Origin of the sequence: Alcaligenes faecalis, assembly GCF_002443155.1 — a bacterium.
Classification (GTDB): domain Bacteria; phylum Pseudomonadota; class Gammaproteobacteria; order Burkholderiales; family Burkholderiaceae_B; genus Alcaligenes; species Alcaligenes faecalis.
Window position 1 is genome coordinate 2,302,539 of the sequence record NZ_CP023667.1, and the last position, 20,981, is coordinate 2,323,519.

Sequence of the window (20,981 nt, forward strand, 5' to 3'; positions counted from 1 at the left end):
TATCGACAGGCTAATCGTGCTGATCGGACTCACTGCCCGGTAATGCCGCCAACACGGCAGCTTGCATACCTTGCGTAAACGCAGTATCGCCCACGGCCCTGCTGATCATCCCTGTCCCCAGCATGGCGGCAAACAAAAGCATGATTTGCTCTTCGGACTGCTCGGCACAGGCTTGCACGGCGACACTACGGAACTGCTCAAACAAGCGCTCTACTCCTTCACTGTAAATCGCCGTGGTCTGCGCATCCGCAGGCAGGCTGCTGGCCAATGAAGAAAAGGCCAGAATCGGGCAGCTTTGGGTTTGAGGGCTGTGCTTGAAATAACGCCGCATCAAGGCCTGAAAACCTTGCACGGCATCTTCTTCATAGCGCTGGTTAATACGCTCCCAGGATTCCGAGGACTGGGTGAAAGCAAAGCGGGAAGCCTCGTCAATCAAGGCCTCTTTGGAAGCAAACTGCTTGTAGAAGGCGCCGGCCGTCAGGCCTGCCTCTGTCATGATGTCCCCGATCGAGACCCCTTCCACCCCATGTTTGCGAAACAATCGACACGCTGTTTCCAGCACCCGTTCGCGGTTGCGTTCGGCCTGCTCGCGCGAGACACGTCCCATTCAAACCTCCGGACGACGAAAAGCAATCAGCTTGGCAATCAAGCGCTGACACACCTCATTGTTTTGATTCATGGTGTGAGACTCCACCGTCACCATGCCCCTGTCTGCCTTGGAGCGAGAGGGCTGAATATCGATGATCTTGCTGAGAACATGCAAGACATCACCAGGGCGCGTAGGCCGTGGCCAATCTATCTGCCCGCCTGCACCAATAATCCCCTGGCTAAACACCAGGCTGTCCACCAACAGCTTCATGGTGATGGCCGCGGTATGCCAACCACTGGCAGCCAGCCCCTGAAAGAACGTGTCCTTGGCCGCTTCTGCATCCAGATGGAAAGGCTGCGGATCAAACTGGCGGGCAAAGCTGACAATTTGCGCTTCATCCAGAGCATGCTCGGCGCTACGAAACTCCATTCCCAGGGCCAGATCTTCAAGATAGACAGGTACTGTAAGGCTCATCCGAATACTCTCCAGAAAGTGTGTGAGTGCGTGTGGCTGCCCGCATAAATAGATTACGGATAGCAGCTATCCTTGCACAGCTTTCTCTGGAAATCAACAATAGATTACGAACATATTCTATTTTAAAAATGGTGATAATTCGGCTTCTTAGCACTGAAGAGCAAACTGGCATGGAGTTTGAAAAAATGCACTTTAGATGCCACACATCCTCCAGAGATCGGCAAGGCATAAAAAACAACCCCTTGTTGTCAATTTCAACAAGGGGCTGCCTTTATCTGTCTGGCTTTAATCCGCTAACTTCAGCACCAGAGTTTGTGACATCAAAGGGGAACCCTCACGCAAAGGCTCGGGCTCGCCGCTGGGCACAAAGCCGTAATGTTCATACAGCCGGACGGCTGCCTCATTCGTCAAGGTCACACCTAGACGAACACACGCTGCTTGCCTGCTTTTTGCCCATTTCACCGCGGCATCCAGCAGGCCAAAACCTGCCCGCAAACCTCGTGCAGATGGAGCTACCCACATCTGATAAATATCGACCACAGCGGGTTCCGAAGCAGACAGCTTGCACCAGACCAGACCACAAGCCATCTCCTCTTTTTCAGCCAACAAGACATGGTCCGTCTTGGACGCCCAAGCAGCTTGAATTCGCTCCTGCCAGAAATGCTCAGGATGTGCGGACTCCACGGCATAGGTACTCCCAAAGGCATCGGGAGAATCACGCAAGGCGCTGAGACGCAATGCCTGATAGGTTCGCCATTCCTGCGCCTGAACCGGACGAATAGAGATCACACCACATCCTTTTCAAAGAGAGTCTGGTGGCGATCAAGGCCGCACGGCCGTCACCTCCAACTCGACCAGCCAGCCTGGGTTCACCAGAGCCTGGACCGCCATAGCTGATCGCACTGGCAGATTGGGCTGTTCCTTGGTTCCAAAGTACTTGGAGTAGCCTGCCATGAAGCCGTCAAAATCCAGCTTGCCGCCATCGGGGGCAACCAGGAAGGCCTGCATCTTGATGATGTCCCCAACCGACATGCCCATGCCTTCCAGCTGAGCCTTGATCTGCTCCATGATGGACTCGGTTTGCTGCTGCATATTGCCATAGGCTGCCGTGCTGGCTGCATCTGCCGACTTGTCGCGCACAGCCGGGACGGTGCCGCTCAAGTAGACCGTGGTTTTACCTGCAGGCACTTCCACTGCCGTCAGAATCGGGAAATCCGAATTGGGAATAGGATGGCGCTTCACATCCTGCGCCAACGCCGGCGCAGCCAAGCTACTGATCAAGGCAGCAGAGGCAAGCATCTTCACGACATTCATAGTTTTCTCCTGATTGAAGGTTCAAAAACCAAGACTTCATTAGGTACGAGCTCTTCCCTAAAGCCTATTTAATTTCATAAAGCCACTCTGAAGTTCAAACAGTTATCTTTTGATTCAAAAAAGCTGACTTTCTGTAGTCTGTGCAGCGGGCGGTTATTCAGGCAGCAATCGCATCCACAGAAAATATCTAAGGAGTCCAAGGCTTAATGCAAAGGCCGCAGCAGCAATAAAGCACACAAGGCCAACATGAAAACAGCGATGCTACCGTCCAGCACACGCCAGGCCAGCGGCTGGCGAAACACGGGTTGCAGCAATCGTGCTCCATAGCCCAAGGCCAGAAACCAGCTGGCGCTGGCTGCACAGGCTCCCAAGGCGAATGCCCACTGCAAGTTGCCGGGATAAGGCGTAGACAGGCTGCCCAACAGCACCATCGTATCCAGATAGACGTGGGGGTTCAAAAAGGTGAACGCCAAACAAGTCAGCAAGATGCGGCGACGATTACGCTCGCTACTTTTCCCGGCCATCAGGCTTCCCTCACCAGTCCAGGCTCGCTGTGCCGCCAGCAGCCCATACCAGGCCAGAAAAGCGGCGCCGCCAAAGCGCAGAACTTGCAACAAGCCCGGCCATTCCTGTACCAAAGTACCGATGCCAGCCACGCCTCCCAGGATCAAGACAATATCGGCCAGCGCGCAGATCGCCACCACCAAACCCACATGACTACGCTCCAGACCCTGCCGCAACACGAAGGCATTTTGGGTGCCAATAGCCATGATCAGGCCCGCACCTGTCAGAAAGCCAGTCGCTACAACAGAGAAGAACATGCCAGCCATCCACAGAATTGAAAAACTGCGTTATGGTGCTGCCATTTATTATTTAAGAAAAGCTAATTATTCTTTACTTAATTAAGAATAACTAATCAGATAGGCCAATCATGGATCTGCTGCACCCACAACTCAGAGCCTTTATGGCAGTCCTGGAAGAAGGCAGTTTTGAAGCGGCCGGACGCAAGCTGTACATCACCACCTCGGCCATCTCACAACGTATCAAGGCGCTGGAAGACAGACTGGGACAGGTGCTGGTCCTGCGCCAACCGCCTTGCCGTCCGACCCCAGCGGGAGAATTGCTGCTGCGTCGTGTACGCCCCATGCAGGTTCTGGAAGCCGAGGCTGTCGCGGACTTCTTGCCAGAAAAAAATGGCCCATGCCGGCCTATCGCGATTGCCGTCAATAGTGACTCGCTAGACACCTGGTTTCTGGAAGCCTTGTCCCAGCTCAGTCAGAAACATGGCTACTTGTTTGATGTGCGTGTGGATGATCAGGACCACACGCTGGAGCTGATACGCAATGGCTCCGTGCTGGGCGCTGTCACCGCCGAACCAACACCTCTACAAGGCTGCGAGGTTCAGGCTCTGGGTATCATGCGCTATCAGGCCATTGCTTCTCCAGAGTTTGTGGCCCGGCATTTCGGATTGGGAGTAGACACAGAATCCCTGGCTCAAGCCCCCATGATTGTCTTCAACCGCAAGGACGAATTGCAGTGGCGCTTTATACGGCAGATCACTACTGAATCTGTCACACCTCCCATCCACTACCTGCCTACCTCTACCGGCTTTGTGAAAGCAGCGGCTTTGGGCCTAGGCTGGTGTCTGGCGCCCGACTCCATGGTCAGCGATGCCCTGGCCGCCGAAGAGCTAGCTTTAGTCGCCCCCGGCCTTTGGCTGGATGTGCCCTTGTATTGGCAACATGCTGCTATCCGCTCCGACACCTTGCGCAATATGGGTACGGCACTTCAACGTGCAGCCAAAACCTCATTGCTGCCAGTTTCAACTTAATGGACTCTGTGGAGACCCCGGACTGGCAGACAGAAGGCGAGTTTGCCACTCGAAGTAAATGGTAAAAACTCATGCTCGCCTGAGCTTTTGCAACAGGCTTGCCCAGACAGCAGAGCTCAGGGTTTCCTTTTGGCTTTGGGAGGGCGAGCAAGCTCGGAGATGATGCCCGCCAGCTTCTGCGCTGCTTCCTTCATTTGCTCCGGACTGAATGCGCTTAAACCCAGAATCAGCCCAGGTGGCCCTTCACCGGCGTGATACATGGTGGAGACCGGACGCACAGCCACACCCTCCTGCATGGCGCGCTGTGCCACTGCCACATCGTCAATCTGCGAAGCTAGCCACAAGACCGAGTGCATACCTTGATCTCCAGGCTGCAAGCTGGCCAAATCGCCAGGCAGAACCTCGCGCACAATCTCAAAAAGATGCTTGCGACACTGGGTATAAACCCCGCGCATACGGCGAATATGACGTTCCAGATGCCCCTCTGAAATAAAGCTGGCCAGAACATGCTGGTCTGCGCTGGGCGGATGCCGATCCAGCAGGACCCTCGCTCCGCAAAAAGCCTGTACCAGCTGCGGCGGCACAATCGCATAACCCAGGCGCAGCGAGGGAAACAGCACCTTGCTGAAGGTTCCCAGATAGATCGCCCGCTCCGGGTCCAGGCCCTGCATGGAAGGAAAGGGATGGCCGGAATAACGGAACTCGCTGTCGTAATCATCCTCGACAATCCAGGCGGATTTATCCCGTGCCCAGGCCAGCAAGGCATTGCGCCGTGCCATGCTCATAGGCATACCCAAAGGGTATTGGTGTGAAGGAGTCACAAAGGCAACCCGCGCATCGGCTTGCAAGCGTATGCCCGCAGCCACATCCAGCCCCTCTTCATCTACAGGCACACGAACCATACGCTCCGGCGCACCGACCGTGTTCAAAATCGCGGTAATGCCGGGGTAGGCCGGGTTCTCCACCCAGGCAAAATCCTGCTGGCTCATCAAGACCAGACAAGCCAGAAACAAGCCCTGCTGAGTGCCCGTGGTCACAATCACCTGCTCTGCCTCACAACGCACCGAGCGCGACCGACGCACATATTCCGCAATGGCTGCCCGCAAAAGCAAGGCACCTTGAGGATCACCATAGCCGCCCGGCGCGCCCTGACCATGCGCCCGTAAACGATTCCCCAAGCGTCGCCAGATCGGTCCTGGCGCAGCGGCACCCAATGGAATCGACACAGCAAACGGGGCTGACGGTAAAGGCTGGAATTGAGCTGCAACCGTATTGAATGGCTGGGCAGCAGGTGGCGCAGGCTGTGCAGGCAGCGATGCTGTCCTGCGCTTTTTCGCTCTTATTTTGGGGCTGGCCAGCGAGTGAGCAATATAAGTGCCCACGCCCGGCGAGGACTCCAGAAAGCCTTCGGCAATCAATTGCTCAAAAGCCTCTACAACCGTGCCACGGGCAACACCCAAGGAGGCAGCCAAGGCTCGTGTAGAGGGTAAGGACTCACCCGGTTTAAGCGCACCATTTTTTACCGCATCGCGCAGCTTCTGCGCCAACTGACGCCCCAAGGCTCCGGCGCTTCGGTCCAGCTCACCAAGAGATGGAACCTTTGGATTGTGGGCAGTGCGTGACATGGCTTGTGGTCCATAAAAATAGCGCCAAACTGGTACAGAGTAATGATCCAGAACAGATCAATAATAGACACATTGATCCTGAATCCCAAGCCCAGAAAGACAACGATGTATATCCCCGCACACTTCAATGAATCCCGGCCTGAAACACTGCACGAGCTGATCGCCCAGCATCCACTAGGCATTCTGGTCGCCAATGGCAAAAGTGGTTTAAGCGCGAACCACCTGCCCTTCATGCTGCATCCCCAGGAAGGCGCGCGAGGGGTGTTGCACTGCCACGTCGCCAGAAACAATCCCGTATGGCAAGACCTGGACAACGGCGACGAAGTGATGGTGATATTTCGTGCAGGGGACGCCTATATCTCCCCGCAATGGTTTCCCAGCAAGCTGGAAACACACAAGCAAGTCCCGTCCTGGAACTACATCGTAGCCCATGCTTATGGGCGGGTAACAATACGCGATGATGAACGTTATGTTCGTGGTGCCGTGGCGCGTTTGACCCGCATTCACGAAGCCAGCCAGCCCGTGCCCTGGAAGATGACGGATGGCCCCAAGGACTATATCGACGCCATGCTGAAAGCCATTGTCGGGATTGAAATTGAAATCACTCGCCTGATCGGCAAGACCAAGCTCAGTCAGAATAAAGAGGCTCGGGATGTGGAGGCGGCATCAGCTGCCTTAATCAGCCAAGGGGACCATTTCATTGGCAGTGCAATGCAGGCGGTGGCAGCAGACAAACGAGCACAAGAAACCCAGAAATAAACAAGGTGACGGCCCGCTGCACGGTACAAACCACCCCGATCTGACTATCCCCTTCTTGCTACTTATAATGTGAGCTCGTGCACCGGGACACCGTCCCCCTTCCTCGGTGCATCACAAGGTCAAGAATATGAGAAGTGATAGTCGGCTATCCCGCATGCTGCACGTTTTGCTGCACATGGCCAGGCACGATCAGCCATTTACCTCCGAGCAAATCGCCACCATGCTCAGCACCAATCCCGTGGTCGTCCGACGCACCATGGCGGGCTTGCGCAAGGCGGGCTACGTGCGCTCCGAAAAAGGCCACGGGGGCGGCTGGACACTAAGCTGTGATCTGCAAGAAGTCACGCTGCTGGACATACACAAAGCGGTTGGGGGACCGCGTATCTTCTTTATCGGCCACGAGAACGAGAACCCAAGCTGCGGTGTCGCCAAAGTAATTAACGCCGCCTTGGGCGATGTGCTCAAGGAAGCGGAAACCCTGGTCATGCAAAGGCTGGAAGCCATCCCCCTGGCAGAGCTATTGGCTGAGTTTGAGCAACTCTATAAGGCAGAAATGGCAGAGCTGGACAGGAAAATGGCGGAGCAATAATCTGCAGGCTCTGCTTGGTTCAGGGCAGAATCAATACAAGAGCAAAGGCTGAGCAATTAGGCCTGATCATCCGCATAGGCTACCCAACCCCGGAACGAGAGCCCTGCATAGAACAAGGCTGGTGCGGTGAACCCCGCCTCCCGCAACAAACCCTCTTCCTCCTGCGGGCTTAACAGCGTCAAATGCCGGGCCATATTTGATGCAGAACCTATCGCTTCCGCCGTAGTTTCCGTCCCTGTAGCAAAGGCGATGGATCGGGCTAGCCAGTCCTCAGTTGCCCCCTCCTCTGGCCGACAATGATGGGCCACCACAAGCGCCGCCCCCGGTTTCAAGCGTGCGAGCAAGGACTTCAACAGCGAAAAGCGCTCTGCTTTTGACAAGAAATGCAGAGTCAGCAGACAAGTAGCACCATCAAACAGCTCCAGCGGTGCATCGTCCACATAGCCTGGTATCAAACCCACTTGCGAACCCAAAGGCCCTAGCACCTGGGCCGCCAGATCCAGCATGGCTTGCGAGGGATCGACTCCTGCAAACGACCAATCTGGACGGGCTTGCGCAAAAGACTTCAACTCCAGCCCGCCACCTGCTGCCAGGACCAGAATCCTGGCATTGCTCTTTGCTCGTTCGGAAAGCAGGATCAAGGCCATGCGATGAAGATCATGGAAGCCAGGAATGCGCTGTGGTGTTGTATCGGCATACCGGGCGACCAAGGCAGGATCGCTAAAGGGCTGGACGGAAGTGGGTGTTTTCATTGAAATCCTGAGCGGGTGGTAAGCAATGGCATGGGTGCACCCTATGCCATTACTCGGTCTGCGTGGAGTTTGGCGCTGGACATTGCTCTGGCCTCATGCAGCCTTTTCCGAGCTGGCTCCACCCTGCTTCGCCAAGCCATAAATCAAGGAATGATGTGCCCCACCCGCCGCCATTACCCCCGCAGCGGCAGCAATGGTGGCATTAGCCATGGGACTGGCAGCATCACCCGCCGCAAACACACCCGGTACAGACGTGTGCTGCATGGGGTCCACAGCAATAAAAGCCCCCGTAGGACCCGCTGTCAGCTTGCAACCCAGCTGTATGGCCAGGTCGCTGGCCAGCTCTGTTTTGGGCGCTACAAACAGACCTGAAATAGCCACAATTCTGCCATCCTGCAAACGCACTGCCTCCAGCCCGGACTTGCTTCCCAACAACTCTGCAATCGGTGTCTTTTCAATCTGCACACCACGCGCTATCAGTTGGGCCTCCTGCTCTGCATTCGGTGTAAAGGCAGCTTGAGTAAACAAAGTGGTCGGCCCCCAATCTGGCACCAGCATGGCTTGATGCATAGCCAGTTCGCTGCTGGCCAATACACCCAAAGGCTTCTGGTTCAGTTCAAAGCCATGGCAATAAGGACAATGCAGCACGCTGCTGCCCCAACGCTCTTGCATACCGGAAATATCAGGCAAGCTGTCCTTGACGCCAGTGGCCAGAATCAGGCGACGCGCACGGATGGTCTGAGCGTCCTCGGTCAATAGCTGAAACCCACCCTCAATGGCATGAACCTCCACGGCTCGCCCCGCTCGCTGCTCGACCGTCCCGTACTTCGCAAGCTGAAGTTTTGCCGTCGCCATGATGGCGGCCGGAGCGTACCCATCCTGCCCCAGAAAACCATGAGAGGCCCGGGCAAAGCGATTCCGCGGTTGCCCCGCGTCCAATAAAAGTACGCGCCGCCGCGCCCGACCCAATTGAATCGCCGCAGCCTGACCTGCAAAACTGCCACCGACGATGATGATGTCGAAGTCCATAAATTCACCTTCTCTTTAACGTAGCTTTTCATGTTACGTATCAGAGAAACACAGGTCAACTCATGAAACTATGTTTGTTACGATTTTGATTCGGGAACAGAAAGAAAGGCGTTACGCCGTGCCGAACACAGCGCAACGCATATAAAGAATGTCGTTCAGGCAGCGGCCTCGGCTACCGCCTTGCGCACGGCCTCGCGCGCCCCTACTCGCTCCAGATAGGCACTGAGTTTGGGGAATTGGCTCATATCAACCGAGTCACCTTCCAGCCAGCCACCTACGGTGTACAGATACGCATCGGCCACACTGAACTGTTCGCCCAGCACCCAGGGACCTGCAATCAGGGATTCCAGATAAGCCGCACAAGCTGTCATGTTTTGCGGCACCTTGGCACGCATGGCTTCTTCCGCAGCAGGATCATCCGCCCAACGGGAACCACGACGCTTGTGCGCGTGGGCCACATGCACGGTGGATGCCAAATAGCTGTGCAGCTCCTGCATACGGGCGAACGCAAATGGATCATTCAAAGGAGCCAGCTTGGCAGCCGGAAAGCTCTGTGCCACAAAAGCCAGCAAAGCCGGGGTTTCCGTCAACGCGCCCTGCTCTGTCACCAGTGCCGGAACACGCCCCTTGGGATTGACGCGCAGAAACTCCGGGCTTTGCTGTTGATTCGCACCAAAATCCAGCTTGACCACATCAAAGTCAGCCCCTGCTTCATGCAGTGCGATATGAGTGGCAAGCGCGCAGGTCCCTGGCGCGGAATAGAACACCCAACGAGACATGTCGATCTCCTTTTGTCCATAAAACGAAGGGATCATTATGACGCTGAAGTGTTGTTGGGCAAGCAAAAAACAAAAAACCCAACAGCCGTTAAGCGGTTGGGTTTCTTGGGATATCTTGGTGGAGTCGGGGGGAATTGAACCCCCGTCCGCAAGCCGTCCACAGACAGTTCTACATGTGTAGTCAATTAATTTTAAGTTTTAACCTTGGACTATGCCAATTGACAGGCCTTTCCTTGGCGATCCACTAAGTTTTAGAACCGGACTTCGTGGCGCAGACCGATTCGATTCTTTGTAAATAACACTGCTGTAGGTTGCCCTACCTAACCCAAAGACAAATTAGTGCAGTGGCCCAGCCTTAAGCGGCTAGAGCGAAACGCTCGTCGTTGGCGTTTATAGTTTTCCAGTGGATTTACGAGCGTACTGGTGCTCGACACGCCCTGTGCTGCTTCTTGACCCACGTCGAAGCCATGTCGACCCCATGTGGATTAGCAACCATAGCACATCGGCTACAAAATGTATAGCTCCTGGTGCTAGAATAAGCCTCTTCCGCGCTCTGGCTGAGTCCTCGCCAGAGCGTTTTTTCACGTACTTCACACCTACCCTTTTGTCTGGAGTCGCTTTCCATGGCCCATCCCGCCAACCAAGCCAGAGGCCCATTAGGCTTTATCCTGCATGGCAGTCTTGTTACTCAAATTGTGATCGGTTTGATCGCCGGTATTTTGTTGGGGCGCTTTGCTCCTGATGTCGCGCACTCGATCGCCCTGCTTGGCCAATTGTTTGTCTCTGCCTTGAAGTCGGTAGCGCCAATTCTGGTTTTTGTACTGGTAATGTCTTCCATTGCCAATCAAAAGGCCCAGTCATCCAGCCGCATGGGCCCGATTTTGCTCTTGTATGTTCTGGGCACCTTCCTGGCCGCGCTGATTGCCGTGATCGCCAGTTTTGCCTTCCCCGTGAAACTCAAACTGGATCTGGCCAACTCCACACTGAACCCGCCCGGCAATATCGTCGAAGTGTTGCTGGACCTGCTGACCAGCATTGTGGTGAACCCGGTGGATGCCTTGCTCAACGCCAATTACATGGGCATTTTGGCCTGGGCCATTACTTTGGGCCTGGCACTGAAGCACGGCTCGCAAGGGTCGCGTGATCTGTTGACCGATATGGCCAATGCTGTTTCCTCCCTGGTGCGTCTGGTGATTCGCTTTGCACCGTTGGGGATTTTTGGTCTGGTGGCGGTGACCATTGCCGAGTCGGGCTTTGACGCACTGCGCCAGTACGGTCTGCTGCTGATCGTTCTGGTGGGCTGCATGCTGATGGTGGCCCTGGTCGTCAACCCTTTGATCGTGTTTGCCAAGCTGCGTCGCAATCCATACCCACTGGTGTTCACCTGCCTGCGTGAAAGCGGCATCACAGCTTTCTTCACCCGCAGCTCTGCGGCCAACATTCCGGTGAACATGGCTTTGTGCGAGCGTCTGGGCCTTCATAAAGACACCTACTCGGTATCGATCCCGCTGGGCGCGACCATCAATATGGCCGGTGCTGCCGTCACGATTACCGTGCTGACACTGGCTGCCGTCCATACCCTGGAAATCCCGGCTGACGTGCCTACTGCCCTGCTGCTGAGCCTGGTAGCTACCATTGCGGCTTGCGGTGCGTCTGGCGTGGCCGGTGGCTCTTTGCTGCTGATTCCACTAGCGTGCAATATGTTCGGAATTTCCAACGATGTCGCCATGCAAGTCGTTGGTGTAGGCTTCGTAATTGGGGTGGTGCAAGACTCGGTAGAAACGGCCTTGAACTCCTCGACCGACGTGCTGTTTACCGCTGCGGCAACACTCGAACCAGGTCGTGCCTGATTTGATACCTTGACGCACAAGGGGCCAGCCATTCAGGCTGGCCTTTTTTGTAGGTAATCCCAACTCGATCGCATCAGGCGGGACACCAGCCGCCATGCTTGGATGTCCGATTTTTATCAGACGCCTCCGCAGTCAGGCTCTTATCAAGGAATCTTTGTGGATTTAGCCAGCCTTTCTCTGTATATCGTTGCCGTCGCTGCCGTCACCGTCATTCCGGGGCCGACCATGCTGCTGGCCTTGAATAATGGAGCGCATGGAGGCAAACGGATTGCGGCATGTGGTATTGCGGGAGCGGCGCTCTCGGACCTGATTCTGATCGCAGCCGTAGGCTGTGGGCTGGGCGCCTTGCTGCTTGCCTCCGAGCAGCTTTTTACCGTGGTGAAATGGATAGGCGCGGCCTATCTGTTGTATTTGGCCTATGGGCTCTGGAACGCGCCGGTCCGCCCTGTCCAGACCGACACCCCCACAGAGAAAGTACGGACGGGTCGAGCCGCTTTCCTGCGATCCTTGCTGGTCGCCTTGTCCAATCCAAAAGCGCTGTTGTTTTTCTCTGCCTTTTTGCCGCAGTTCATCCGGCCGGAAGAGGCAATTGCAGTCCAGTACATCACGCTGGCCCTGATCACTGCCCTGATTGATATTGCCCTGATGACCGTTTATGCCGTAGGTGGCCATCACGCCATGCGCCTGCTTTCCGGCCAGGCCATGCGCTGGTTGAACCGGGGTTGTGCGGGCATGCTGGCGGGACTGGGTATTGCCTTGAGCCTGTACCGACGCAGCAACTCCAACTAGGTAGGATGCACAACTTGGTTGAAGGAAACAAGGGACCCGAAACGGTCCCTTTTTCTTGTGCGCTTCGACCCGGCCCAGGCTGCTCCAAATCGGTCCATCACCATTCGTGACGCCGGAGCAACAAGCAAAACGACACAGCGCAAAACCCGACTAGATACATACACCCAGCACCATGTTCCGGCGGATGGGATCGTATATCATCATTCAGATGACCGCCCTGTTTGGCCTGCCAGGCTTGCACCGTGGCCAGTCCCTTAGCAACTCCGGTTTCTCAGCGCTGTCAGCCCAGCCTGGACCGCCACGATTTCCCCTTCACCCCGTATCAACAAGGAGCCAAGATGAAGCGTATCTATTTAGCGGGTCCTGACGTTTTTTTTAGTGATGCCACCGAGCGTGCCAAGCTGCACAAGCAATTGGTGCGAGACTTTGGCTTCAAGCCTTTGCATCCCGTTGACCAGGAAGAAATCGAAGCCTCGTCCATCTACCACCACAATATCCGCCTGCTGGATCAGGCCGATGCGGTACTGGCGAATATCACTCCCTTCAGGGGGGCAGAAATTGATACCGGCACCGCTTTTGAAATTGGCTATGCCGTGGCTCAGGGCTTGCCTGTTTTTACCTACCGTTCCACGGCTGATACGGTTCTGGATACCGTCAGAGAGCATTACAGCCCGGTCGTACTGGATCCGGCCAGCCAAATCTGGCGCGACCGCAATGGCGCCTTGATTGAAGATTTTGGCCTGCCCTCGAACCTGATGGTGGCAATCAGCACGGAGTTCGTACATGGCACCTTTACCGATGCCCTGATTGCCGCGCAGGATTATTTCAAAGCCATCAGCTGATTCATTCGCAGAAAAAATTCTGCTTGGCAATCAAGGACAAACATTCAAACAGGCTTGAAATTAAACGGATTTTTGTAGAATTAAACGCCACGGACTCTCAGGTATGATGTGGCCCTGAAACCTTTAACCCGCCCACACGAACCAAACAACGGGTTCCCCGCAACACCCGCTTTTCTTGAATCAAAAAAACAGGGCTACGCCCAGCACCATGCCAGACACCAGCAACATCTCTTTTCTTGACCGTGTACGCGCCATCCTGAGTGACCTTCCCACTTCCGAGCGACGTCTGGCCCAATTCACGTTGGACTTCTCGGGCGATCTGTCCAGCTACAACGCCTCGGAGCTGGCCAGCTTGGCCCAAGTCTCCAATGCCACCGTCACACGCCTGATCCGGCGTCTGGAATACGCGAACTACGAAGCGGCACGCAAGCAGATTCGCGCAGAAAAAACGGATGACGCCTTCACCTCGCTCAGCCAACCGCTGTCTGCGGGTGAGGCCACCTTGCATGCGCACTTGCAAGACAGCTATAGCAAGCTGGGCAATACCTACCGGCATCTCTCCCACTCGGTTCTGCTGGAGGCCAGCCAAGCTATCAGTCGTGCGCGGCAGGTGTGGCTGGTGGGTCTGCAGGCAAACTACTTTCTGGCCGGGCATTTTCACTGGCATTTGTCCAAACTCATGCCGGGCGTACGGCTTATCCCCGGAGCGGGTCAGACCGTCTCCGAATACCTGGCCGACATCCGGCAACAGGATGTCGTGATTGTTTTTGATTTGCATCCACGCCTCAGCCACATGCCAGAACTGATCCAGCGCCTGGAAACACACTGCACAGATATCGTGTTGATCACCGACCAGGATTACAAAGAGCGCCCCAAAACCCGCTGGTCCCTGCCTTGTCAGTCTGGCTCAGAACAGTTGCCTGATAATTCAGTGGCCGTTGCCAGCCTGTCTCATCTGCTGCTGTCCGAGATATTGAAAGTGCGTGGCGCTAATCGCAGTGATGAATCGGAACAAGAACTGACCACAGCTGACGCGCTGTTTTAATCAAACAAAGAACATCTTTTTTGAGCTTCCGCGACCGACTCAGGGCAAGAAAGACAAGCTCTTGTGCCTGTGCGTCTCCTGCATCATTTGCCCCGTCCAGCTAAACCCAGGCTCCAAACTCAGAGCCCTCTCCCCTCTCATCTACGACCAAAGTCGCCTGTTGGGAAAAGTTGATTCGTTCTATACATGCTGTACACAGAGCGCCCTCAAGCGCCAACTCTCTGTACACGCCGTGTTTAGAGAGCCTCGATGCCAAGAATCATCAATCCCAATAAGGAGACATCAAAATGAGCTCAGCCAATACTGTCGTGACGGCAGTCACCCAGCACCCCGCCTATCAAGAGTTGCTTAGAAGACGCAACCGCATGAGCCTGATCTTTTTCGGCTTGACCGTGATTGTGTACGCCGGTTTTATCCTGACCCTGGCCTTTGATCCCGAACTGTTCAGCCGCTCTGTCGGTTCCATGACCATGACGATTGGTGTGCTTAGCGCCGCCATTGTGCTGCTTAGCGCCGTCGTGCTGGTGTCCGCCTTCGTCTACATTTCCAACAAGGTGTATGACCCCTTGCTGGCTCAAATCATGAAGGATGTGACATGAAGAAACTACTTCTGAGCCTGGGCCTGTTCAGTCTGGCCAGCGGCAATGCCATGGCGGCCTCCCCCGGCCAGGCCAATACCTCCGCCATTGTCATGTTCCTGATCTTTATTGCCGGGACCATGGGCATTACCTGGTGGGCAGCACGCCGCACACGCACCACGTCCGACTTTTACACCGCCGGTGGCGGTTTGACCGGCTTTCAAAACGGCCTGGCGATTGCCGGGGACTATCTGTCCGCCGCCTCCTTCCTGGGGATTGCGGGCATGGTGTACGTCAGCGGTTTTGACGGCATGATTTACGCCATTGGCTTCATGTTCGGCTGGCCGGTCGTGATGTTCCTGATTGCAGAACGCCTGCGCAATCTGGGCCGCTACAACTTTGCCGACGTCACCTCGTTTCGCCTGTCCCAGAACCCCATGCGGATTCTGGCGGCCAGTGCGTCCCTGCTGATCATCGCCCTGTACCTGATCGCGCAAATGGTGGGCGCGGGCAAGCTGATCGTGCTGCTGTTTGGTCTGGACTACAACGTGGCCGTCGTCATCGTAGGTTCACTGATGATGATTTACGTCACCTTTGGCGGCATGACAGCCACCACCTGGGTGCAAATCATCAAGGCCGTACTGATGCTGTTCGGTGCCACACTGATGACGATTCTGGTTCTGGCTGCGTTCTACTGGGATGTCGATGCCATGCTGGCCGCTGCCGTGGAAACGCACCCTACCGGACACGCCATTCTTGAACCCGGCGCAGCTGTCAGCAGCAACCCGCTGAACGTGCTGTCCCTGGGTATTGCCCTGGCCTTCGGTACCGCAGGTCTGCCGCATATCCTGATGCGTTTCTTTACCGTGGCCGATGCCAAGGAAGCCCGTAAATCCGTGATCTACGCCAGCAGCTTTATTGGCTACTTCTACCTGCTGACCTTCATCATCGGTTTCGGTGCCATCGCCTTGCTGGTCAAGCATCCCGAGTACTTCCAGACCGGCCCGGATGGTTCCTTCAACATGCTGACCAACCTGATTGGTGGCACCAATATGGTGGCGGTGCACCTGGCCAATGCGGTAGGTGGCAACCTCTTGCTGGGCTTCCTGGCCGCCGTGACCTTTGCAACAATCGTAGCCGTGGTTGCAGGATTGGCCTTGGCCGGTGCCGCGGCTATTTCGCATGACTTGTACGCCAACGTCATTGCCAAAGGACGCGCGACCGAAAAAGACCAGATGCGCATTTCGCGTATCTCCACGGTGGTGCTGGGTGTGCTGGCAATTTTGCTGGGCATTATCTTTGAAAACCAGAACGTTGCCTTCATGGTGGGCCTGGCCTTTGCCATTGCCGCCAGTGCCAACTTCCCGGTTCTGGTGCTGTCGATCGCCTGGCGTGGTTGCACCACACGGGGCGCCACCATTGGCGGCTTCCTGGGCCTGGTCACCGCCACAGTGTGGGTGGTCTTGAGCAGCACGGTGTGGGTCGATGTATTCGGTTTTGCCGAGCCCATCACGCCTTTCCCTAACCCCGGCATCCTCTCCATCCCGCTGGCTTTCTTCTCGATCTGGCTGTTCTCGACCCTGGATAACAGCGCACGCGCTGCCAAGGAACGCGAAGCCTTCGAAGCTCTGACCGTACGCAGTCAAACCGGCATTGGTGCTGCCAGCGCCAGCGCTCACTAAGGCTTTTACGCTGATTCAATCAGCACGCTGGAACAGAAAACAGGGCATTTCGGTGCCCTGTTTTTACTGATGTGCAGCTCATCCTGGCAGGCACCATTACAGAAACTTGAACATGGCATAATCCTCACATGAATGAACTGCTCATTGCTGACGATCACCCGCTGTTTCGTGAAGCATTACGAGGCGTCGTAGCCAGCCTGTTTCCCGGCACGGCCATCTACGAAGCGGATCGCATCTCCAATTTATATCCACTGGTCGACGACCATCCTGACGCCGATCTGCTCCTGCTGGATCTGGACATTCCAGGGGCAATCGGGTTCAGTGCGCTGGTTCATTTGCGCGCAACCTATCCCTCCCTGCCCATCATTCTGGTCACCGCCCATGAAGAGGCCCGCTTCATGCGCCGCGCCATGGATCACGGCGCCATGGGCTTCATCCCCAAATCCATCGATGCACAAACGCTGGGTGTGGCCTTGCAAGTGGTGCTGGATGGTGGCACCTGGCTGCCGGAAATCGGCTCGTCCGCCCCCGGCATCAGCCTGGACGAACGCGAAGTGGCAGCCAAACTGCGCGAACTGACACCACAACAATTTCGCGTGCTGCAAATGCTCAGCACCGGCCAACTGAACAAGCAGATCGCCTACGAGCTGAATGTCTCGGAGGCCACTATCAAGGCGCACATGACAGCCATTTTGCGCAAGCTGGGTGCCTCCAACCGCACCCAGGCCGTCCTGATGGCCAGTCATCTTGGCCTGAACCAGGATGAATCCCAGGACGCTAATACGTTTTAATTTGCGCGGTCAAAAAAGCTCGTAGCGAAGCGGGCTTTACCGGCTTGGTCAGCACCAGATAGCCATATTGTCTAGCCGCTGCTTTCAGCTCGTCACTACCATCCGCCGTCAACAAAGCCCCCTGCGCATGAGGCAAATGCAGGCGCAATAATTGCAACGCCTGCAAGCCATCCAGCCGATCATGCAAGTGATAATCCACCAGCAAGACATCGGGGTTCAGGGCTATTTTCTCCAACGCACTGTCTACCGTATTGGCGGTGATGATTTCCGCTCCCCAACGGCCCAGCAAGACTTCCATACCCGCAATAATATCCAGATCATTATCCAGACACAGCACGCGCAAGCCCGTCAAAGGCAAGCCATCGGCAGGCTTGCTGGACTCCTTGCTGGGGTGACTACTGGCCTCGCTAGCGTGGCTCAAAGGGACGCGAATGGAGAACATGCTGCCGCGCCCCACTTCGGACCGCACATCCAGCGTATGCCCCAGCAAGACCGCAATACGTTGGCAAATGGACAGGCCCAATCCCAGGCCGCGGCCATCCCAATCGAAGGCTTGCTCATAGCGATGGAACTCCGCATAAATCTGCTGAATATGATGCGGCGGGATGCCCTGTCCTGAATCCCAGACCTGAAACTCCAGTTCCTTGCCCCGAACTCGAACGCCAAACACCACCCGCCCCTCCTGCGTATACCGCAAGGCATTAGCCAGGAAGTTCTGCAGCACACGACGCAGCAGACGATGGTCGCTATACACCTGCAAAGGTCGAGCATGAACCCGCAACTGGATACCACGGCGTGCAGCCATAGGAGCGTATTGGTCCGCCAAATGCTGCAGCAGATGCTGCACATTGATCACACCCAGATCCGGCTTCAAGGCTCCGGCATCCAGACGGGAAATATCCAGCAGACCTTCCAGCAACTCCTCTGCGGTACGCAAAGAAGTGTCGACCCGCTCGGCCAGATTGGGCATCTCCGCAAGATCATGGGTATCCCGCAAGGCCGAGGCAAACAGACGCGCTGCGTTAATCGGTTGCAGTACGTCGTGGCTGACCGCCGTCAGGAAGCGGGTACGAGACTCCTGGGCTTTTTCCGCCTCTTGCGTACGCACTGCAACGCGCTGCTCCAGGCTGTCGTTCATCTCCCGCAACTCGCGCTCCACGCGCTTGTAATGCGTGATGTCGCTATAGCTGGTGACGTAACCGCCGCCTGGCAAAGGCCGCCCACGCAGCTCCACCACCTGCTTGTCATTCAACATGCGTTGAGTCACATAAGACGAGCCTTCGCGCATGAACTGAATACGACGTTCTATGGCTTGTTCCACCCCGATGCTTTCCACGCCATCGACCTTGCCCCGCTCGGCATTAAAGCGAATCAGATCCGCCACCGAACGGCCTACATACAACATGCTGGGCGGATAATCGAATAACTGCTGATAGCGCTGGTTCCATGCAACCAGACGCATGTCCGCATCCACCACGCTGACGCCCTGATCAATATTTTCCAGCGTCGCCAGCAAAATATCCCGATTGAAACGCAGCTCCTGGCCCGCCTCATCCAGCACGGCCATGATGGCGGCCACCTCCATGCCCGAACCACGCAAGGCACTGGTCAGCACCAGACGGGCAGACGCCGCCCCCACCGCCGCCGCCAATAGCAACTCGGTGAAATGCACCCAGGCACTATCAGCCCGCAAGCCGGGCTCCAGCGCTTGCTTGACCTGTCTGGCCTGAGTCTCAAAAGCACGGCGCGCCATTTTCTTGCCAACAATACGCTCCGCCAATGCCAGCAGATCGTGCACCGACAGATCCCCATAAGAATGCCGGGCCGCCAGTGTTTGTCGCTCTGCATAAGGATCCAGAAAAGGCTCGGCACGCAAGCGTTCTCCCAGGCCTGGACGTCGACGCCACGACACCCACAAGAAAGCACTGATATTGCACAGCAAGGACCAGAAAGTGCCATGCGTCAGCGGGTCCCAACCTTCTACGCCAAACAACTGATAAGGGCGCAGCCAGGACAGTCCAAAAGGTCCTTGATGCAACCAGTCATCCGCCAACCAGCCGACCTCGGTCAGAGTCGGCAAGAGCAAGGTATAGACCCAGATGGCAAAGCCCAATAGCAGTCCGGCCTCTACGCCCTGTCGACTGGCACCGCGCCAATACAAGCCACCAATCAAGCCCGGCCCAAACTGTGCGACCGCCACAAAAGCCATCAACCCATAGGCCGCCAAGGTCGTGTCGCTGCCGCTCAGCATGTAATAGCCATAAGCCACGCCCGCCAGCGCCATGATGGCAACACGACGTATCCATAGCACCGTAGAAGCCACCGTGCTTTGCTGATATTGCGCCCAACCACGGCGCAGCAACAAGGGCATCACCAAGTCATTACTGACCATGGTCGAGAGTGCCACGCTGGTCACAATCACCATGCCGGTTGCCGCAGAAAAACCGCCTATATAAACCATCAAGGCCAGGCCAACCTGGTTTTGCGACAAGGGCAAGGCCAGCACAAAACTGTCCGGTGCCACGCCCTCGCCCCCGGCGCCAAACAAGCTGACACCCGCCGCGGCAATAGGCAAAACCATGACGCTGACCACCAGCAGATACGCACCGAACAACCAGCGCGCCCGCCGTATATCCACCACGTCACCACACTCCACAATGGCCACATGGAACTGACGGGGCAAACAAATAATGGCGGCAAAAGCCAGCAAGGTCTGCCCTACAAAGCCCACGGGTGGACTGTTCTCGAACAAGGTGGTGACAGCTCCCACCATATTGAGTTCAGCCTCGCCAAACCAGCGAAAGGCGAACAAACCAACGGCGACCAGCGCCACCAGTTTCACCACCGATTCAAACGCCACAGCCAGCATCAAACCCGGTCTGTGCTCGGTGGCATCAACCTGTCGCGTTCCAAACAGAATGGAGAACAAGGCCATCAAAATGGCCACATACAAGGCCGGATCGCCGAACAAGCCGGCATGAAATTCCGTCCCGGCCAGCACACTCAAACTCAAGGCCACGGCCTTGTACTGCAGAGCCAGATACGGAACGGCCGCCACCACGGCAATCCCCGCCACCATGGCCGCCAAGCGCTGCGAGCGCCCATAACGACTGGCCATGAAGTCCGCAATGGAAACCGTATTCTGGGACTGGGCTACCAACGCCAGGCGTTCGATAATCCGCCAGCCAAACAGCAGCATCAGCATGGGACCTAAATAAATAGGCAAAAAGCCGATGCCATAGCGCACGGCCGAGCCGACTGCACCATAAAACGTCCACGAAGAACAGTACACAGCCAGGGCCAGGCTGTAGACCGTGGGTCGCAACCAGGGCCGCTGGGTATACAAGGGATTCCTGTCCCCGAACCAGGCAATGGCAAACAAGATTGCCGCATAAATCAAGGAAGCCAACACCACCCAAGCTGGCGTCATCTGCACTGTCTCCTACTTTGGTATAACGCGATGATTTTTCTCGCGATTGTGGGTAATACTAAGGCAGTTCCAGCGGTATATGGCCTGGGAAAGCTAGGGCTTATCACCTATACCCAATTTGAATTTCAGGACGGAGTTCCTGGCGCAAGCAGCACCCGCAGCATCGTAGGCCACGGGGAGGGTCACATCACCCGCCAACCCGCCCTGAACGATGCCTGTATGCCTACCGTCAG

Annotated in this window: 20 protein-coding genes and 1 other RNA gene; 10 read left to right on the forward strand and 11 right to left on the reverse strand. The window is 56.1% G+C overall.

Annotated features, from left to right (window positions below):
• Positions 1–10: 10 nt before the first annotated feature.
• The 5 genes from CPY64_RS10830 to CPY64_RS10850 all read right to left on the reverse strand — a co-directional run bounded on the left by CPY64_RS10830 (position 11) and on the right by CPY64_RS10850 (position 3,198).
• Positions 11–607 (reverse strand): TetR/AcrR family transcriptional regulator, encoded by a 597-nt coding sequence (locus tag CPY64_RS10830; protein WP_042481782.1) that lies wholly within the window; start codon positions 605–607, stop codon positions 11–13.
• On the reverse strand, positions 608–1,063 hold the full coding sequence (locus CPY64_RS10835) for a MaoC family dehydratase (protein ID WP_042481785.1): 456 nt from the start codon (positions 1,061–1,063) through the stop codon (positions 608–610). It lies immediately after the preceding gene.
• 285 nt (positions 1,064–1,348) lie between these two features.
• The gene (locus tag CPY64_RS10840) at positions 1,349–1,852 is read right to left on the reverse strand and encodes a GNAT family N-acetyltransferase (protein WP_042481788.1); all 504 of its coding nucleotides are present in this window, start codon (positions 1,850–1,852) and stop codon (positions 1,349–1,351) included.
• A 33-nt stretch (positions 1,853–1,885) separates the two neighbouring features.
• Complete coding sequence (locus tag CPY64_RS10845) at positions 1,886–2,377, reverse strand: RidA family protein (RefSeq protein ID WP_042481791.1); 492 nt, start codon at positions 2,375–2,377, stop codon at positions 1,886–1,888.
• 203 nt (positions 2,378–2,580) lie between these two features.
• Positions 2,581–3,198, reverse strand: coding sequence for a LysE/ArgO family amino acid transporter (locus tag CPY64_RS10850; RefSeq protein WP_042482217.1), 618 nt, complete (start codon positions 3,196–3,198; stop codon positions 2,581–2,583).
• Between the two features lie 110 nt (positions 3,199–3,308).
• Here CPY64_RS10850 and CPY64_RS10855 point away from each other — a divergent pair, with 110 nt between their 5' ends.
• A complete protein-coding gene (locus CPY64_RS10855) occupies positions 3,309–4,208 on the forward strand; it encodes a LysR family transcriptional regulator ArgP (RefSeq protein ID WP_042481794.1) in 900 nt (299 codons plus the stop codon).
• Between the two features lie 116 nt (positions 4,209–4,324).
• Here the strand turns inward: CPY64_RS10855 and pdxR are convergent, their stop codons facing one another.
• A complete protein-coding gene (gene pdxR / locus CPY64_RS10860) occupies positions 4,325–5,833 on the reverse strand; it encodes a MocR-like pyridoxine biosynthesis transcription factor PdxR (protein ID WP_042481796.1) in 1,509 nt (502 codons plus the stop codon).
• A 105-nt stretch (positions 5,834–5,938) separates the two neighbouring features.
• Between pdxR and CPY64_RS10865 the strand changes: the two genes are divergently transcribed.
• Entirely contained in the window at positions 5,939–6,592 is a 654-nt protein-coding gene (locus CPY64_RS10865; protein WP_042481799.1) for an FMN-binding negative transcriptional regulator, read from the forward strand.
• A 127-nt stretch (positions 6,593–6,719) separates the two neighbouring features.
• Positions 6,720–7,181 (forward strand): Rrf2 family transcriptional regulator, encoded by a 462-nt coding sequence (locus tag CPY64_RS10870; protein WP_042481802.1) that lies wholly within the window; start codon positions 6,720–6,722, stop codon positions 7,179–7,181.
• A gap of 56 nt (positions 7,182–7,237) precedes the next feature.
• On the opposite strand, the gene CPY64_RS10875 is transcribed toward CPY64_RS10870, so the two are convergent.
• The 4 genes from CPY64_RS10875 to ssrA form a co-directional block, all read right to left on the reverse strand.
• Complete coding sequence (locus tag CPY64_RS10875) at positions 7,238–7,933, reverse strand: class I SAM-dependent methyltransferase (protein ID WP_042481805.1); 696 nt, start codon at positions 7,931–7,933, stop codon at positions 7,238–7,240.
• 93 nt (positions 7,934–8,026) lie between these two features.
• Complete coding sequence (locus tag CPY64_RS10880) at positions 8,027–8,962, reverse strand: NAD(P)/FAD-dependent oxidoreductase (RefSeq protein WP_042481808.1); 936 nt, start codon at positions 8,960–8,962, stop codon at positions 8,027–8,029.
• Positions 8,963–9,117: 155 nt separating this feature from the next.
• Complete coding sequence (locus CPY64_RS10885) at positions 9,118–9,741, reverse strand: glutathione S-transferase family protein (RefSeq protein WP_042481811.1); 624 nt, start codon at positions 9,739–9,741, stop codon at positions 9,118–9,120.
• A 116-nt stretch (positions 9,742–9,857) separates the two neighbouring features.
• Positions 9,858–10,219, reverse strand: a transfer-messenger RNA (tmRNA) gene (ssrA, locus tag CPY64_RS10890).
• A gap of 145 nt (positions 10,220–10,364) precedes the next feature.
• On the opposite strand from ssrA, the gene sstT reads away from it, so the two are divergent.
• The 7 genes from sstT (at position 10,365) to CPY64_RS10925 (ending at position 17,318) form a co-directional block, all read left to right on the forward strand.
• Complete coding sequence (gene sstT / locus CPY64_RS10895; RefSeq protein ID WP_042481814.1) at positions 10,365–11,591, forward strand: serine/threonine transporter SstT; 1,227 nt, start codon at positions 10,365–10,367, stop codon at positions 11,589–11,591.
• Between the two features lie 156 nt (positions 11,592–11,747).
• Positions 11,748–12,380: a LysE family translocator gene (locus CPY64_RS10900; RefSeq protein WP_042482218.1), complete on the forward strand. Its 633-nt coding sequence runs from the start codon at positions 11,748–11,750 to the stop codon at positions 12,378–12,380.
• A gap of 338 nt (positions 12,381–12,718) precedes the next feature.
• Complete coding sequence (locus tag CPY64_RS10905) at positions 12,719–13,222, forward strand: nucleoside 2-deoxyribosyltransferase (protein WP_042481817.1); 504 nt, start codon at positions 12,719–12,721, stop codon at positions 13,220–13,222.
• A 208-nt stretch (positions 13,223–13,430) separates the two neighbouring features.
• A complete protein-coding gene (locus tag CPY64_RS10910; protein WP_042481821.1) occupies positions 13,431–14,267 on the forward strand; it encodes a MurR/RpiR family transcriptional regulator in 837 nt (278 codons plus the stop codon).
• A 287-nt stretch (positions 14,268–14,554) separates the two neighbouring features.
• On the forward strand, positions 14,555–14,866 hold the full coding sequence (locus CPY64_RS10915; RefSeq protein WP_042481823.1) for a DUF485 domain-containing protein: 312 nt from the start codon (positions 14,555–14,557) through the stop codon (positions 14,864–14,866).
• Positions 14,863–16,527, forward strand: a complete 1,665-nt coding sequence (gene actP, locus CPY64_RS10920) for a cation/acetate symporter ActP (protein WP_042481826.1) — start codon at positions 14,863–14,865, stop codon at positions 16,525–16,527. Before CPY64_RS10915 ends, actP begins: the two co-directional genes overlap by 4 nt.
• Positions 16,528–16,655: 128 nt before the next feature.
• Positions 16,656–17,318: a response regulator transcription factor gene (locus CPY64_RS10925; RefSeq protein ID WP_042481829.1), complete on the forward strand. Its 663-nt coding sequence runs from the start codon at positions 16,656–16,658 to the stop codon at positions 17,316–17,318.
• Here the strand turns inward: CPY64_RS10925 and CPY64_RS10930 are convergent.
• Positions 17,305–20,748: a hybrid sensor histidine kinase/response regulator gene (locus CPY64_RS10930; protein ID WP_042481833.1), complete on the reverse strand. Its 3,444-nt coding sequence runs from the start codon at positions 20,746–20,748 to the stop codon at positions 17,305–17,307. The genes CPY64_RS10925 and CPY64_RS10930 overlap by 14 nt on opposite strands.
• Between the last annotated feature and the right edge of the window lie 233 nt (positions 20,749–20,981).

What these genes read in the sequence shown, in the direction of transcription:
- CPY64_RS10855 (WP_042481794.1), top strand. Translation starts at nt 3,309, where the DNA reads ATGGATCTGCTGCACCCACAACTCAGAGCCTTTATGGCAGTCCTGGAA.
- CPY64_RS10930 (WP_042481833.1), bottom strand. Translation starts at nt 20,748, where the DNA reads ATGACGCCAGCTTGGGTGGTGTTGGCTTCCTTGATTTATGCGGCAATC.
- CPY64_RS10885 (WP_042481811.1), bottom strand. Translation starts at nt 9,741, where the DNA reads ATGTCTCGTTGGGTGTTCTATTCCGCGCCAGGGACCTGCGCGCTTGCC.
- sstT (WP_042481814.1), top strand. Translation starts at nt 10,365, where the DNA reads ATGGCCCATCCCGCCAACCAAGCCAGAGGCCCATTAGGCTTTATCCTG.
- CPY64_RS10845 (WP_042481791.1), bottom strand. Translation starts at nt 2,377, where the DNA reads ATGAATGTCGTGAAGATGCTTGCCTCTGCTGCCTTGATCAGTAGCTTG.
- CPY64_RS10915 (WP_042481823.1), top strand. Translation starts at nt 14,555, where the DNA reads ATGAGCTCAGCCAATACTGTCGTGACGGCAGTCACCCAGCACCCCGCC.
- CPY64_RS10925 (WP_042481829.1), top strand. Translation starts at nt 16,656, where the DNA reads ATGAATGAACTGCTCATTGCTGACGATCACCCGCTGTTTCGTGAAGCA.
- CPY64_RS10875 (WP_042481805.1), bottom strand. Translation starts at nt 7,933, where the DNA reads ATGAAAACACCCACTTCCGTCCAGCCCTTTAGCGATCCTGCCTTGGTC.
- pdxR (WP_042481796.1), bottom strand. Translation starts at nt 5,833, where the DNA reads ATGTCACGCACTGCCCACAATCCAAAGGTTCCATCTCTTGGTGAGCTG.
- CPY64_RS10830 (WP_042481782.1), bottom strand. Translation starts at nt 607, where the DNA reads ATGGGACGTGTCTCGCGCGAGCAGGCCGAACGCAACCGCGAACGGGTG.
- actP (WP_042481826.1), top strand. Translation starts at nt 14,863, where the DNA reads ATGAAGAAACTACTTCTGAGCCTGGGCCTGTTCAGTCTGGCCAGCGGC.
- CPY64_RS10865 (WP_042481799.1), top strand. Translation starts at nt 5,939, where the DNA reads ATGTATATCCCCGCACACTTCAATGAATCCCGGCCTGAAACACTGCAC.
- CPY64_RS10850 (WP_042482217.1), bottom strand. Translation starts at nt 3,198, where the DNA reads ATGTTCTTCTCTGTTGTAGCGACTGGCTTTCTGACAGGTGCGGGCCTG.
- CPY64_RS10905 (WP_042481817.1), top strand. Translation starts at nt 12,719, where the DNA reads ATGAAGCGTATCTATTTAGCGGGTCCTGACGTTTTTTTTAGTGATGCC.
- CPY64_RS10880 (WP_042481808.1), bottom strand. Translation starts at nt 8,962, where the DNA reads ATGGACTTCGACATCATCATCGTCGGTGGCAGTTTTGCAGGTCAGGCT.
- CPY64_RS10910 (WP_042481821.1), top strand. Translation starts at nt 13,431, where the DNA reads ATGCCAGACACCAGCAACATCTCTTTTCTTGACCGTGTACGCGCCATC.
- CPY64_RS10870 (WP_042481802.1), top strand. Translation starts at nt 6,720, where the DNA reads ATGAGAAGTGATAGTCGGCTATCCCGCATGCTGCACGTTTTGCTGCAC.
- CPY64_RS10835 (WP_042481785.1), bottom strand. Translation starts at nt 1,063, where the DNA reads ATGAGCCTTACAGTACCTGTCTATCTTGAAGATCTGGCCCTGGGAATG.